This is a genomic window from Chitinophaga niastensis (assembly GCF_003014755.1).
Classification (GTDB): domain Bacteria; phylum Bacteroidota; class Bacteroidia; order Chitinophagales; family Chitinophagaceae; genus Chitinophaga; species Chitinophaga niastensis.
The window spans coordinates 68860-84532 of the sequence record NZ_PYAW01000004.1 but is presented as its reverse complement, the minus strand read 5'-3'; the positions used below and the strand labels follow the sequence as shown (position 1 = coordinate 84532).

The window sequence follows — 15673 nt, the reverse complement described above, 5'->3', positions numbered from 1 at the left end:
AAAATTTATCTGCCGGGGGTACATTTGTACCTGGAGCGCAAAAATATTAAAACTCAAAATAATTCGGCATACTGAAGTGTCTGACCTGGTTATTAGTAGTCCCTAACAGACTATGCAGTTATTTCAACCACCAGGCAATCTGCAGCGCCCGTGATAAACTATCGTTACACTACATGAGAAAAGTAATAGTATCCATGAATATTTCGCTGGATGGCTTCATGGCAGATCCACATGCAGCACTGGACTGGCATTTTAAAAGCTGGGATGAAGAAATGGCCAGGAACGCTTATGAACAACTAAAAAAAATGGATACTATTTTACTGGGCCGGGTAACTTACCAGGCAATGGCTAACTACTGGCCTTTGCTCGCTAAATATGAGGCCGCTAACAACCGGGACATTGAATATGCCGAAATGATGAACAGCTACACCAAAATTGTTTTTTCAAGAACCCTGGAAACGGTGGAATGGAAAAATGCAAGGCTGATAAAAGAAAACATACGGGAAGAAATCTACACCATGAAACAACAACCTGGCAAGGATATGGTGATATACGGCAGTGGAAGCATCGTAAAAACGCTCCATCAACTCGACCTGATTGATGAATATCACCTTTTAGTACACCCGATTCTTTTAGGAAAAGGAAAACCTTTATTTGAAAAGGCCGGCGATAAAGTGGATATGACGTTCCTTAACACAAAAACATTGAGTTCCGGCGTTGTGATACTTAATTATCAGCTGCATGATCACTTCCAATTACATATCTGCTAAAACTGAATGTTCCAATAAAAAAGGCAGTTCCTGCGAACTGCCCCGCAGAACCATTCTCTATGAATGTTATTTAATCTTCACCCCTATTCCAATCTGCGCCTGTTGTGTTTTCCATTCGTAGCGGTCATCAATATTATTTACATTCGAGAGCCCATACACATATCTGCCAAAGAAATTAAAATTATCTACAGACAACGTTACACCAACTGCCAATCCAAAATCGTTGCGTTTAAAAGCTGGCCTGTTATTCAGCAACAGGTTCTCATTATCATAACAAAGAAAGCTGTACTGCGGTCCTGCATTGATAGTAAACAGCCGGTTAATATTGTAACGCAACAATACCGGGATAGTAATATAGCTTAGCTTAATATTTTTATTAGCATCTGGTTTGTTGGAATAAACGTAATAAACGCTGAAATCATCTCCCCGTTTTGCACTGGCCTGCGAAAACAATAATTCAGGTTGCAGCCCCCATTTTTTTGTGAAATCATAGGTAGCAAAAACACCAAATCTCCCGCCTAAATTCATCGCTGAAGTAATACCGTTTCCGTTAATTTTAAATAAGTTCAGGTCCGCTTTCACGCCGTAATGTAATCCTTGCCCTATCGTTGCAGAAAAGATAAAGAGCATCATTGTCACGGATAGTAGTACACGTTTTTTCATAGTTTAATTTTTAAAAACTATAAAAGAAACGGGGGGATACTGTAACTATTGTGGCGGAACAGCCACTAATAGATGACTCCCCTTTTTTTCACTATCATGCCCGGAATTTCCTCTGCAAACCATTACCATATAACCACCTTACGGATGATTAATATTATCCCGGATTGTTGTCCCGTTAAAAAAAGTTAATTTCACTTACCATAACACTATCACTTACCTGACATTCAAATTCCCGCTTAATGAAACCAAAATTACTACTCCGGATCGCCGCAGGTCTGATGCTCTTCCATCTGGCCGGACATTCCATTGGGCAATGCACGTGGAAACAAGCCACTGATCCGGTAAAACAAGCGGTCATTAGTCAGATGACCGACCACCGCTTTCCTTTTATGGGCAGTATCAGGAGTATGGGCGATTACTATGAAGGATTCAGCTATGCCTCCTCCATTGCTTTGTTGCTGCTGGCAGTAATGCTTTGGCTTATTTCGGGTGCACTCACCAACAGCGGCTCACTGGCTTATAAAATGACAGTGACTATCACTATTGCCCTTTTTGTGTGGTCTATAGATGAATTTTTTTACTTCTTTCCATTTGCAGCCTGCAATACTTTACTCGCGGCACTTTTTACGCTGGCTGCGGTGATACAGTTAAAAAAGCAGGTGGCGCCGTAAATGCCTGATGGCAACACTATTTTAAGGCATATCATCCTTTTTAAGTAAAGGCTGTAACAGGAAATGCATGATCAGCAGTCCCAGCACAAACCCTATACCCAGGATGATCAGTACATTCACCAGTGGCACACTATGACAACGGCCGGGGACACTGCTGATCCCCACGAAATCCAGTTTTTTATTCAGGAAAAAGGCCATGAAGGTACTGACCACCAAAAGCAGGATCAGCAAGATGAGCAGGATCAGCATCTTCTTCCGGTATTTCCAGCCTTCTCCATTTACTCTTACAAAATAAAAATAGGCACCGCCACTAACGAGGGAAAGTCCCAGGAAGGAAAATGCGATGTAAATAAAATAAGTATCCCCTTCATATTGCGAAACGTCAATGCTACAGGGATCGTGGAATAAAATAGCGTAAATATTGAGTTCCCGTTTAATCCTTTGAAAAAGGGTAAGGTGCTGGGGGATGGGTGGCCGCAGCGAAACAGTATCCAGGAAAAGGGTGTCCGTCACTACAAATTTATCTACCAGTGCATCCCATAGATCTGTATAGCCTTTGTCTACACCCAGTGTCCAGATAGTAACGCCTCCCAATCCTTTTTTCAGCACAAAATCATATTTCATGGACATACTGATGCCATCATCAAACCATATCTCTTCTTTTACCTCTCCATACTGATCTTTTACTTCAATAAAAAAGGTAGCAGAACTTTCATCAAACATAGGGATTGTATCCGAAGGATATTGTTTACGGATATCAGTGTAACTCACATACCGGCTAAATACATCCGGATGGCCATGTACTCCCTTTTTCCATACCGCACCATAATAAGGTAGCAGTAACGAAAGTTTTCCCGGTGGCACCTCTCCCTGCGTGTAACCCGATACGGCTCCGTACAGGGATTGCATGGGGTCTCCATCCAATGGCGATAAAGACCCGGCCGTATGGCCCGTTGCCTGTGTAAAATCTATTACAAAATAATCTACATAGGGGCGTAAAGCGCGCAGATCATAGTTAAAAAATTTATCGTAGGCAGGTACTACAATATTTACCTTGTAGTTTTTATTTGCACTCCTGAGAGATCCGGATAAAAAGGTGATAAAGCGGGTAAAATCCTGGCGCTGATGAGCGGGCAGGTTTTGGAAATAGATCGTTACACCGTCACTTTTTTGTTGTTGCAGCAAGTGTGCGAGGGTATCCACAAAATTCACCTGGGCATCTGTATTTTTTAAGAGCGCGAGTATATTGCTGGTTTTCTTATCAAAAAAAAGCAATTGCAGGTTACACCCTGCTGCCAGGGCGTCGGGTATAGACTTCACCTGGTTTTCCTGGAATGCCGGATGTATATCACCGCTTTTACCATCTACCAGGTAACCCAGGAAGCTGAAAGTAGAAAGCGCGTTATAATTATACCCGGTATAATCCGGTTCCATCCAGTAAGGGTGAACACCGGTTACATTTATTTTTTGGGAGAGGCGTAACTGGTACCTGGCGCCTATGCTATCACTGAGGCGCAGGGTATCTACCTGATCGACCGGCCGCCCATACAGGGAGCGGATCGCCTTCATATGTTCTTCTTTTATTTTTTCGGCTTCTTCTTCCTCCCCCTTTTTCCGTAAGATGGGTATCATCTTTTCCACCAATGCGTTAAGATCTGTGCCCGGCACTGTTTTATCCGGCTCCTGCACTATTTTTTTGCCACCGGAATCTGTTGCCGGCTTAACCGGTTCTGTGGCGTGACTGACAGCAATGGCATTTAATAATGACATCAGTGAATCAAATTGCTGGTTCTCTCTTTTCGTCAGTGCTTCGTTCAGCATGATGATGTCACCCTTGGTAACGACCAGTGAATCGGTCAGTATTTGATTGATGATTTCGATCACCCGCTCTTTTTCATTTACCCGTGCATTATGACGGAAACGGAATGCCTTCAGTATACGCTGTATGAGCTTGGTATTCACAGCAGTATCAATGGCTACTTTTGGCGGCTTCGGTAATTGTGGCGACTTTGGCGGTTTTGGCGCCTTAGGTAGGGCTACCTGGAATTCTACATTAACGATCGGGTATAAGTGGCTGCTGTTCCCGTAAACGGTAACTTTGCAGAGGAACAATATTAAACATGCAATAATCCGGGCGGCTATTTTTGGAGCGGGAACCATAGGTGATTGTGATAGCAAAAGATAGAGAAATAATTTCTAAATAAAATTATTAAAATTATTTTTTTGAATTTATATTGTGGTAACTTCAAGAACTCAGACTAGCAATCTCAAAATTATAGCCATTCTTTATCCGAATATTTTATGCTGCACGTTTACCCTCATACGGTAAGCTTAAAATATTATACTAATGATTTATGAAGCCCTAAGTTGTATTACCGAAGAAATAAATAATAGCCTCAAGCGAAAACTACAGATTAACGAGGATAAAGTGATATTGTGTGGATTAGTCAACCAGGATGGTTCTTCTGCTATACAAGGCGAGAACAAGGTGATCATTACACTTATTAATGTAGAAAAAGAAGCCGCAGGAATGGGCGCCGCAAAAAACAATGCAGGCGTGTTTACCGCTACCGCAGCGCCGGTAAGCATCAATCTGTATGTATTGTGTGCAGCTTACTTCAGTGGCAATAACTATGCGGAAGCCCTACGCTTCCTGTCCTTTACCATCGCGTTTTTTCAATCTAAAAGCATTTTTTCCGTACAGAACACCCCTTCATTGGACCCTGGTATCAACAAACTGGCTTTTGAAATGGAGAGTCCGGGCCCGGATAGATTAAACAGTATGTGGACCACCCTGGGCGCCAAGTACATGCCATCAGTTTTGTATAAAGTGCGCATGCTTACATTCGATGATTCGATCATTAAAGAATACAGGCCTCCAATTGTTGGTACCGTGGGAAATGCATTACCTGCCTGATAATAGGTATTATATTTATACAGATGAAAACCAAAAATGAAACAGCGATATGAAATATTGACTACTATCCATTATCGTCACACTTTTCTTCAGGCCCAACCCTATGAAGGTATCGGGATCCGTATATCTGCTGCTGCCGGCAGACAACTGTTGAATGAAGACCTGGTGCTGAAACAGCAACCGGCAGGAATTGTATTATTGTATAATACTCTGTCTGGCAGTGGGCGCACAAGGAAGGATATGCTACAAAGTAACATTACCCTCACATTTGAAGTGGTATTGAAAGATTCTTTGTTTTATAATTACACACAGGTAAGTACATCCGCTATCACGGAGCAAATATTTATTTTCAGTAATGCCCCCGGTAATGCCGCCGGTGTATTACATAAGGCCGCTTATGTAGGTGCAGATGATTTGTGTGAACTGAACACCCTGCCGGAAACATTTTTTGTAAAACCACTTGGTCAGCTCACATTACAACTGAATGAAACTTTACAGGATACCTATTACATCCGTTTTCAGTCTAAAAGCACCTACTGGTGCTATTTTCTGATGAGTGATCAACTGGCGTCCCTGGCCAATCCTGTTATACTGGAAGCCAATGGGGCAGTGTATTTTAATACGCCGCAACTGGCAGACGTTGCAGGCAAAAGCAAGGTTCCTGTACTTATTTCCAATCAGCCAATATCCTTAACAAAAAGAACTCCTTACCTGCTCAAATTAGCTGATCAGTTACCGGAAGAAAAAGATAAGTACAAGGTCATCATCTCCCTGCTCCCTACGCCGGAAATCGACAGGATCTCGGCCGCAGGAACAGTATTACAGACTAACGATAAAGCATACTCGGAAATATTTTTATACTAATCACAAAATCACCTTAATATGGCATCAACCTTCATGACCCCAGGGGTCTATATAGAGGAGAAAAATGCATTCCCCAGTTCCATTACCGCTGTGGAAACTGCTGTGCCTGTGTTTATAGGCTATACCCAAAAAGCGGAAAGGAATGGAAAATCCCTGCTTCACAAACCTACCAGGCTTACTTCCTTTGCGGAATACCTGGAACATTTTGGCAGTGAGTTCAGTCCGAAATTTTTGCTGGCGGATGCAGATCCGAAGTTGAAACAGGAAACATTCAACATCAACGGAAAAGCTACGGTAGTAAAGATTAAAGACAACAACACAGCCTATTTTTATAACAGTATCCGGCTGTTCTTTGGAAACGGCGGAAGTCTCTGTTATATTTTATCCGTGGGCACCTATGGTAGTCAACCCGACGGATTCCCTATTGCTGCTGATGATTTCATTGGTTCAGACAGCAAACCAAATGTATTTACCCTGCTTGAAAAAGAAGTAGAACCTACACTGATAGTAATTCCGGATATCATTGCACTGGGGGCAGACATCTATACGTCTGTATACACGCAGGTATTACAACACTGCGCCACTATGCAAAGCCGTATGGGAATTTTTGATCTCGTGAAACAACAACCTTCGGATGTACTGACAGATGTTGTAACTGCTTTCCGCGACCAGATCGGGGTGAACTCACTCAACTATGGTACCGCCTACCATCCCTGGCTCAAAACAACCATCGTACAACCCGATGAAGTAACTTTTGAAAACCTGGATGCCAGTGTAGACCTGGCAACATTATTACAGGAGCCTGCTGTTGCTGCCATCATCACTAAATTCAAAGCAAACGCCACACCGGATAAAAGCACTAAAAAGAATTACCATCAATCATTGAGTGCTGCGAGTCCTACGTATGTGCACATACTCAATGAAGTACGGGCACAAATGAATGAACTACCACCCAGTGGTGCTATGGCCGGCATTTATACAATGGTAGATAATGCGCGGGGGGTATGGAAAGCACCGGCCAACGTATCCATCAGCATGGTAACATCACCCACTATCAATATCTCTGCCGAAGAACAAAAAAATCTGAACGTGGATATGATGGCGGGTAAATCCGTCAATGCCATCAGACCTTTTACAGGTGTGGGCACGCTTGTATGGGGTGCAAGAACACTGGACGGCAACAGCCAGGACTGGCGGTATATCAACGTAAGACGTACCCTCATCATGATTGAGCAATCCGTGAAGCTGGCTACCCGTGCTTATGTATTTGAAGCCAATGATGCTACTACCTGGGTCACCGTAAAAAGCATGATCAACAACTTCCTCTCCAATCTCTGGAAGCAGGGCGCGCTCGCAGGGGCAGCACCTGAACAGGCCTTTGATGTACAGGTAGGATTGGGTGCTACCATGACACCACAGGACATCCTGGATGGTCAGATGCTGATTACTGTAAAGGTAGCGCTCACGCGTCCTGCGGAATTCATCATTATCACTTTCCAACAGCAGATGCAACAATCTTAATTCAAATAATCAATAACTAATCATCTAATTGATAACTTTTAAAACTTACAATTATGGCAGATGACGGCTCAAAACAATCACAGGCCACCTGGCCTATGGTAAAGTTTTCTTTCAAATTAATGTGGGATGGCAAGGAGATTATATTCCAGGAAGTAACAGGACTTACCTCTGAAACACAGGTAATAGAATACCGCGGTGGTAGCAGCCCTGTATACTCTGTTGTTAAAATGCCCGGCATCGCAAAATTCAATAACATCACATTGAAAAAAGGCATTTTTAAAGGAGATACTACCTTATGGGATAACTATGATCTCATCAAGATGAATACCATTAAGCGTTCTACTATCGTAATCAGCCTGCTCGATGAAACCGGCACCGCTGCTATGAACTGGACACTTACCAATGCATTCCCCTGCAAGATGACAGTAACCGACATGAAATCTGATGCGAATGAAGTAGCAGTAGAAACCATGGAAGTAGCACATGAAGGGCTGCACTTAACAAAATAAAAAAGAGCCACCACCCCTCAATTCCTCCTTAACAGCAGGGATTGAGGGTGGTGATTTTATTCATGCACTAATATTTATTTGTCATGCCGATTCCGCCGCCACCACCACCATCATCACAGGCCGCCTATTATCCACCAGTGGGGTTTTATTTCAGGGTAAATGTGCCGGGTATTACCGGCAGCAATGAAGGCAACTTCCAGGAAGTAAGCGGACTAACGGCCACTATTACGCCACTTGAAGTAAAGGAAGGAGGAGAAAACAGGTTTACACATCGCCTGCCGCAGCCACCTAAATATGGCAACCTTGTACTTAAAAGGGGCATGCTCACCGGATCTATGCTGATCAACTGGGTACAAAAAAGCATCAATCTTTTCAGCTTTAAACCCGTACCTGTGGTAGTAACCCTGATGAATGCCAACCGCAGCACGGTAGCCTCCTGGCAATTTGTAAATGCTTATCCGGTAGCCCTCAAAATATCAGAATTCAAAGCACAGGAAAATACAATTGCATTGGAAACACTGGAACTTTGTTACGATTATTTTCAACAAATCGCCTGAGTTATGCCGCTTGAAATAAGAGAACTGGTGATTAAAGTCACCGTAGGAGAACATCCCTCGCAGGGCACCACTCAACCAGGCACTAATGACCTGCAAGCCCTGAAAGAAAAGATAGTAAGGGAATGTATGGATAAACTAATTACTACCATAGAGAATTTACCTGTAAGATGACTTCACCCGGCGCAGTTACCAAATTATTAATTGCAGGCTATTCAAGTACTACCGGTACCAGCGGATTAATTGGCAGCGTAAGTGCTGTGCTCAATCCTGCTACGTACACCCGTAACTATACCATAAATTATAAAAATACAGGTGAACAAGGTGCAGTAGCACCTACGCAGATATTCAGCAGCATGGAATCGGGCAATTTCGACCTGGAACTGCTGGTAGATGGAACCGGTGTAATACCTATCCCCGGTGGCCTCACTGTGGAAGGTTACATAGATAAGGTGATGAATGTGGTATACAATTACCAGGGTGTTGATCACCGGCCCAACTTCCTGAAAATAACCTGGGGTACCACTATCTTCAGTGGTGTATGCAAAAATGTAAAAATCAGCTATACCCTGTTCAGTCCTAGCGGTACCGCCTTACGTGCAACAATCAAACTCACTATCATTGAGTCGGTAGCCTTCCTTACAAAAATACAGGAAGCAGGCGTATCGTCTCCTGATCTCACACATATGCGCACCGTGCTGGCAGGTGATACTTTACCACTAATGACTTACCGCATTTACGGCGAACCGGGATACTACCTGGAAGTAGCCAGGGTAAATGGTTTGAATAGTATACATGATATTAAACCCGGTGACGAACTCTATTTTCCGCCTCTAAAGAAACAGTGATGACAGCAATTGTACCTAATAACGTAGCAGATCCTACCCTGCGATATACCGTCACGGCAAACGGCACTGCTATACAGTATCTTTTTCCCGTGATCTCTGTGAAGATACACCATGAGCTCAACAGAATTTCTTATGCAGAAATCGTGCTTTCAGATGGTACTACCGCCAAAGCTTCTACGGGTAAAATAGGAGATTTTCCGGCGAGTGACAGCACCTATTTTATACCTGGTAATACCCTGAGCATTACTGCCGGTTATGGTAATTCAGGTGAAGACCTCCTTTTCACGGGCGTGGTAGTTACCCAGTCCATCAGGGCCACAGACGATGGCTTTCGGTTGGTCATCACCGCCAAACATTCGGCGGTATCAATGACCATCACCAAAAAAGATGCGGTGTTCATGAACCAAACGGATAGCGCTATTATGTCTACCGTTATCAGTGGCGATGGTCTTACCGGAAATATAGAAAGCACCTCCGCTGTTAATGAGCTGGTGTTCCAGAAATTTGCTACCGACTGGGATTTCATTTTGTCCCGTGCAGAATTTAACGGCTTCGTAGTATCGTTACCGGTAGCCGGAAATGAAATAGTAGCAGGGCCTCCACTAGTTAGTGGGTCGCCCGTAGTATCAGTAGCCTTTGGAGAATCATTGATTCACTTTGATGCCAATGTTAGTGCAGAAAGACAAGTGCCTTCCATCAGCGCTGCTGCATGGGACCCGCAAACACAAGCCATGATCACTTCCAATGCAGCAGAACCCAGTCTGAATGCACAGGGTAACATTACAGTAAATACAATGGCCAGTGCATTGAATCAAACAGCTATACAACTGGTATCAAATTCTCCGCTGGCACAGGAAACATTACAGGCATGGGCCAATAGTACCTTGCTGCGTATGCGGCTGGAAACTATTCACGGACAAGTATCTTTTATGGGCAATGCCACTGTGCTGCCCAATACGCTGATCACGTTGGCAGGTGTAGGCGCCCGCTTTAACGGCTCCGCTTATGTATCGGCAGTAACGCATACCATGGTAGAAGGCGTATGGACTTCCAACGTAAAATTTGGTCTGCACAGTAAACCCATTTTTGAACGGGAAAATTTTTCCTATTCACCGGCAAACGGGCAACTGCCATGTATACAAGGCCTTCAACTGGGTACTGTGGTAGCTATATCAGATGACCCCGGCGCAGAATACCGCGTGCAGGTAATGCTTGCCTCTACCGCCACCGGGCAACAAGGTACCTGGGCGAGGTTATCTACTTTTTACGCCACCGCCAGTGCAGGTGCTTACTTTTATCCGGAAGTAGGTGATGAAGTGGTAGTGGCATTCGTGGAAAACGATCCCCGCTTTCCTGTGATCATGGGCTCTTTGTACAGCAAAATGAAAACACCTCCGATTACACCGGCCGACAATAACAATTACATCAAAGCCATCTATACCAAAAGTCAGCTGAAGATCACTTTTGATGATGAGAACAAGATCCTGACCATCATTACACCCGGAGGTAATAGTGTTACGTTGAATGATCAAACGCAAGAGGTTCTCCTGAAGGATCAGAGCAGTAATACCATTACCATGTCTTCCAGTGGGATCACCATAAACAGTGCCAGCGACATGACACTGCAGGCCACCGGACAGCTCAAGCTCAGTGCGGCGTCTATCAATGTTGCTGCTACCAACGCTGTGGAGGTAAGCGGCAGTACGATCAGCAATTCAGCTCAGATGACCTTTACGGCCACCGGAAATACTTCTGCTACGCTTTCTTCTTCTGCAACAACAACGATACAAGGATCGATGGTAATGATTAACTAAACAATTAACAACAACTATGGGACAACTTGCAGCAAGGCTTTCAGATATGCATACCTGCCCGCTTGTACAGCCGGGCATTCCGCCAATTCCGCATGTAGGGGGGCCTATTGTGGGGCCGGGTATGCCCACGGTACTGATAGGTGGAATGCCGGCATCTGTAGTGGGTGATATCTGCACCTGTGTAGGCCCGCCGGATTCAGCTATCAAAGGATCAGCCACTGTTATGATAGGTGGCCGCCCTGCAGTACGCATGGGTGATACCACCGCACATGGTGGTAGTATTGCTATTGGATGTCCCACTGTAATGATAGGAGGTTAATATGGCAAAAGATATCAAATCATTTTTAGGTACGGGCTGGAGCTTCCCCCCTTCCTTTGATAAACCCAATGCATCTGTACTGATGGTATCGGATGTGGCGGATATAGAAGAAAGTATCCGTATCATACTGAGCACCCTTCCGGGTGAACGCATTATGCTACCGGATTTTGGCTGTAATATCCGGAAGCTGGTTTTTGAAGTGGCAGACTCCGCACTCACTGCGGAGCTCAATCATATCATCTATCATGCGTTACTGGAATACGAGCCACGCATCAAACTAGTCAGTGCACTGATCATGGATAATACCATGGAAGAAGGTGTGCTGTATGTAGAAATTAATTACACCGTTATTACTACCAATACCAGACATAATATGGTGTATCCGTTTTATTACCTGGAAGGCACGAATATCAGCACCTGATGAGCAATTTTTTCGAAAATATACAGGATGGTATCAGCCAGTTTGAGCGACAACTGGATGCGCTATCACCTGACTATGTGAAAGTGGATGACAGGAGCACATTTGAACTGCTGGCTCAACTGGCATCGCTTTCAGACCAGTTCAATTATTACGACTTTCAGCACAGAACAGCCGGAGACTGGCAGGAATTTTTTCATGCAGATCTGGTGGTGATGCTTATCATCGCTTCCAATCTGCAATTCGCTACATACGAAGAAGAATACCTGCGTATCCGGGCCGCCATGAGTAATTCGGGCAATGATGAAAACCTGTTTCACCATACTTCCGCCTTCTTTGCTTTATTGTATGATATTGCTATTGTACTCATGGATGTGCTGCAAAAATTATCAGCAGCAGATAAACAATTCAGCATTCAAAATTATACACAGCAGGTAATTGAAAGTGTAGAAGAAGAAACCGATAAATTATACCGCTTTGAATTACAGGTAAGCCGCCTGTTTCCTGGTGAAGAGGCCCTGCATCATACTTTGCGATCACCGGAAACAACGGTGAAACTACAGCAACTCTTCCCCCGCACGTTCAAAAACAAGGAAGAGGGAGATGTACTCTTCAGCGGTTTCTTTTCGCTGAATGAAATCTATGATGCCCTGCGTGTTAAATTTTACCAGGTAGCCAGTGCCTCCGGCTACTACCTGAAGAATCAGGTGAAAGACCGGCAACATGCTCCGCAAATGGGCCTGCTGATGGCGTTTGTAGAACTCTATCAACATCTGCAGGCACAAATCAATCAATTGCCCAAACGGCATCTCGACTATTACTACCGGCAGGTATTAACGATGCCACAGTTAAAAGCCGTACCGGACAGCGTACATATACTGATAGAGCCGGCCCCGCAGATCAGCAAACTGCTTGTTGAAAAAGGAGAGCTGCTACTGGCTGCCAGCAACGCCCGTAAAGAGCCATTAAAATATCAATTGCTGGAACAGCTCAAAGTGCATCCTACCCGCATCATGGCCATGCATACCCTGTATGTAAGCAATTACCTTCAAATTGCCGCCCGCACACTGCAAACAAACGATATCTACGAAGCAGCGGTATACAGTGCCGCCCATCCGGTAATATTGCCTGATGCATATGCTAAACTCACAGCACCGCCTGTTACGTGGCCATTGCTGGGAGAAGACCAGCACAATATGTCGCAATCCTTGCGCACCATGGAGGATACCTCCCTGGGATTTCTCATCGGATCACCGGCTTTATACCTTACTGAAGGCGCCCGGTCAGTACAGGTGAAACTGCATTTCACTCCGGGTACTTTTGCTGTCTTTAAAAACTACCTCGTCAATTTTTCTGCTGTTACCGGAAGAAGCCCTGCTGTGATCACCAGTGAGTTACTGTCTGGTGCATTCCTGTTGTACTATACCACCGCCAAAAAGTGGACGTCCATAAAACAGTACAACGTACGCAGCGGCCTGGAAGAACAGGCAGATAATACCATCGTTATTAATTTTCTGCTCCATACAAATGATGAAGCCTTTTGTGTATACAACCCCGAAGTACATGGAACAGGCATTAACTCCCAGTTGCCGCTGCTCAAGGTATTGCTGAACTGTAACAGCTTCCACCACCCCTATTCATTTCTCCGCAAACTGGTGCTGGACAGGGTAACGGTAACGGCTAAAGTAAGTGGGTACCGCAGTGTAAAGCTGGACAATAGCCTTGGAGAAGTGAATGCTTACCACTCCTTCCGGATGTTTGGTTCCTTGCCGGCGGTGGGCTCCTATCTTGATATCTGCAATACCAATGTTTTTAATAAATACACACAAGATTTCAGTATCAAACTTGAATGGCTGGACCTTCCTCCTGTTATAAACGGGTTTGACAGTTATTATGCAGCCTATCAGTCAGGGATGACCAACAGCGCTTTCAAGGTAGGTATCAGCAGTATCAATAATGGCATTTTCCTGCCGGAACGTGGCAACCAGGAACAGTTTCCGCTGTTTTATACTACCAGGGACAAAAAAGGTGATCTGTACCTGGCAGATACTACCATTATCAAGAATGCGGACCTTAATAAAATTAGTTTTCCTAATACCATGAAAATGGATACGGAAACAAAACACAGCAGTACCACTTATAAGGAAGGAGCGGTACGGCTGGAACTTGTTAATCCGTCGGAAGCATTTGGTCATCAGCTCTACTCACTCATCTTCCCGGAAATAATATTATACAATGCCAGGCATTCGATGCGAAAAAAACCGCTTCCCAATATGCCTTATGTGCCCAGCGTAAAATCCATTTCGGTTAGTTATACGCTGGAACATTCTGAAACGATAAAGCCGGCTAAATCTGCCAAACGTGGCGAGGGATTGGAAGTACACCATATCAGCGCCTTTGGGTATGAAGATATTTATCCCGGCACCGGCATCCATTATTTTCCGTTACTCCCGGTATTAAGCGATGCCGGTCATCTCTATATCGGATTTAATCAACTAAAACCAGGGGAGGAATTATCATTACTTTTTCAACTGGAAGATAAATATTACAGCGATACCACCACCAACCTCACGCCACTGAAATGGAGCTACCTGGCAGATAATAAATGGTGTGTATTTGACAGCAGCTGCCTGTTATCAGATAATACCAATAACCTCGCCAGGAGCGGCATCGTAAAGATCAGGATCCCTGCAGAAATCAATAACACAAGCACCATTATGTCGCCCCTCTGGTGGATCAGGATCAGTACACCCGGGGCAGAATGCATCACACCAAGAGTGCTGGGCATTTTTCCCAATGCAGTAACAGCAGAAAGGATTTTGGACGAAGATGGTTATTCACTTGAAAGAATATTATCTATTCCACCGCTGACCATAAAAAGTACAAAAAAAGATATCCGTACTATCCTGGCCATCTGGCAGCTGTTCCCTTCCTTTGGTGGCAGCAAAACGGAGTCTGAAGATAAATATTACACCAGGGTCAGTGAAAGGCTGCGGCATAAACAAAGACCGGTAACCGCGCTGGATATTGCGCAGGTATTGCTGCAGGCTTTTCCGGAAATACTGATTGTAAAATGTATCAGTGCCCCACCCTCTTTTAAGGAGGAAGATGTGAGTGTGATTGTGGTGCCCCGTCAATCAGATAACGGACAATTTATTACCGCTGAGCCAAAGGTAGATCAGGACACGCTTTACCGTATACAGGCTTTCATGCAACAGAACATCTCCCCTTTTGTGAGGGTGGCCATCCGTAACCCGGTGTATGAAAGAGTGAAAGTTGTATGCAGTATCCGGTTCAGGGAACAAACAGAAAACAATCGTAACAGCTACCTGCAGCAGCTGCAACTGGATATCAAGAAATTCCTGTGTCCGTGGTTATTTGATCCTTCTTCTTATTTAAAGATCGGAAGCACTTTGTATAAGTCGGAGTTGCTGAATTATATTAACAAGCAGATTTATGTAGATTATATCACCGGGTTTTCACTGGTTCATTTTTATTATACCAAAGATCCTGATACCGGTGCGCTGACAGCCTTTGTTACTGATACCGCCATAGGAGACCTGTCGTTGATCCGGCCTTCTCTGCCGCAGTCAGTATTGATCCCTTCGCAGGATCACCTGATCACTATACTGGATAAACCTGAATATAAAATACCAGCACCATTAGGTATTAATGCGCTGATGATCAGCAACGAATTAATGATTAGCAGCGATCATCCTGTAGCTGTAGCACCTGAGCAATATCCGGATCATGGTACGGATGAGGAAATGCTCACCATCTCCATGATGCCACCTTGATACACCTA

15 protein-coding genes are annotated in these 15673 nt (G+C 44.3%); 13 read left to right on the top strand and 2 right to left on the bottom strand.

The features are described 5' to 3' along the window. Positions 1 to 173 precede the first annotated feature (173 nt). Complete coding sequence (locus tag CLV51_RS19255) at positions 174 to 770, top strand: dihydrofolate reductase family protein (RefSeq protein ID WP_106529715.1); 597 nt, start codon at positions 174 to 176, stop codon at positions 768 to 770. A gap of 66 nt (positions 771 to 836) precedes the next feature. On the opposite strand, the gene CLV51_RS19250 is transcribed toward CLV51_RS19255, so the two are convergent. After that, positions 837 to 1433: a porin family protein gene (locus CLV51_RS19250; protein WP_106529714.1), complete on the bottom strand. Its 597-nt coding sequence runs from the start codon at positions 1431 to 1433 to the stop codon at positions 837 to 839. Between the two features lie 239 nt (positions 1434 to 1672). Between CLV51_RS19250 and CLV51_RS19245 the strand changes: the two genes are divergently transcribed. Continuing rightward, on the top strand, positions 1673 to 2104 hold the full coding sequence (locus CLV51_RS19245; protein WP_106529713.1) for an LIC_13387 family protein: 432 nt from the start codon (positions 1673 to 1675) through the stop codon (positions 2102 to 2104). A 21-nt stretch (positions 2105 to 2125) separates the two neighbouring features. On the opposite strand, the gene CLV51_RS19240 is transcribed toward CLV51_RS19245, so the two are convergent. After that, a complete protein-coding gene (locus tag CLV51_RS19240) occupies positions 2126 to 4264 on the bottom strand; it encodes a glycosyl hydrolase family 18 protein (protein WP_106529712.1) in 2139 nt (712 codons plus the stop codon). Positions 4265 to 4451: 187 nt separating this feature from the next. Between CLV51_RS19240 and CLV51_RS19235 the strand changes: the two genes are divergently transcribed. The 11 genes from CLV51_RS19235 to CLV51_RS19190 all read left to right on the top strand — a co-directional run bounded on the left by CLV51_RS19235 (position 4452) and on the right by CLV51_RS19190 (position 15665). Continuing rightward, the gene (locus CLV51_RS19235; RefSeq protein WP_106529711.1) at positions 4452 to 5021 is read left to right on the top strand and encodes a Pvc16 family protein; all 570 of its coding nucleotides are present in this window, start codon (positions 4452 to 4454) and stop codon (positions 5019 to 5021) included. 36 nt (positions 5022 to 5057) lie between these two features. Beyond that, a complete protein-coding gene (locus CLV51_RS19230) occupies positions 5058 to 5885 on the top strand; it encodes a hypothetical protein (RefSeq protein WP_106529710.1) in 828 nt (275 codons plus the stop codon). 18 nt (positions 5886 to 5903) lie between these two features. Further along, positions 5904 to 7406, top strand: a complete 1503-nt coding sequence (locus CLV51_RS19225; RefSeq protein WP_106529709.1) for a phage tail sheath family protein — start codon at positions 5904 to 5906, stop codon at positions 7404 to 7406. Between the two features lie 53 nt (positions 7407 to 7459). After that, on the top strand, positions 7460 to 7915 hold the full coding sequence (locus CLV51_RS19220) for a phage tail protein (RefSeq protein WP_106529708.1): 456 nt from the start codon (positions 7460 to 7462) through the stop codon (positions 7913 to 7915). A gap of 83 nt (positions 7916 to 7998) precedes the next feature. Beyond that, on the top strand, positions 7999 to 8472 hold the full coding sequence (locus CLV51_RS19215) for a phage tail protein (RefSeq protein WP_106529707.1): 474 nt from the start codon (positions 7999 to 8001) through the stop codon (positions 8470 to 8472). 3 nt (positions 8473 to 8475) lie between these two features. Next, positions 8476 to 8643 (top strand): DUF5908 family protein, encoded by a 168-nt coding sequence (locus CLV51_RS29380; RefSeq protein WP_170115340.1) that lies wholly within the window; start codon positions 8476 to 8478, stop codon positions 8641 to 8643. Continuing rightward, positions 8640 to 9317 carry a CIS tube protein gene (locus CLV51_RS19210; protein ID WP_106529706.1) on the top strand — a complete coding sequence of 226 codons (678 nt, stop codon included), beginning with the start codon at positions 8640 to 8642 and terminating at the stop codon, positions 9315 to 9317. The genes CLV51_RS29380 and CLV51_RS19210 overlap by 4 nt, the downstream gene beginning before the upstream one ends. Next, complete coding sequence (vgrG, locus tag CLV51_RS19205; RefSeq protein ID WP_106529705.1) at positions 9317 to 11131, top strand: type VI secretion system tip protein VgrG; 1815 nt, start codon at positions 9317 to 9319, stop codon at positions 11129 to 11131. The genes CLV51_RS19210 and vgrG overlap by 1 nt, the downstream gene beginning before the upstream one ends. Before the next feature lie 16 nt (positions 11132 to 11147). Continuing rightward, complete coding sequence (locus tag CLV51_RS19200) at positions 11148 to 11450, top strand: PAAR domain-containing protein (RefSeq protein WP_106529704.1); 303 nt, start codon at positions 11148 to 11150, stop codon at positions 11448 to 11450. 1 nt (position 11451) lies between these two features. Continuing rightward, positions 11452 to 11871, top strand: coding sequence for a GPW/gp25 family protein (locus CLV51_RS19195; RefSeq protein ID WP_106529703.1), 420 nt, complete (start codon positions 11452 to 11454; stop codon positions 11869 to 11871). Further along, the gene (locus tag CLV51_RS19190; protein WP_106529702.1) at positions 11871 to 15665 is read left to right on the top strand and encodes a hypothetical protein; all 3795 of its coding nucleotides are present in this window, start codon (positions 11871 to 11873) and stop codon (positions 15663 to 15665) included. Before CLV51_RS19195 ends, CLV51_RS19190 begins: the two co-directional genes overlap by 1 nt. The last annotated feature ends 8 nt before the right edge of the window (positions 15666 to 15673 follow it).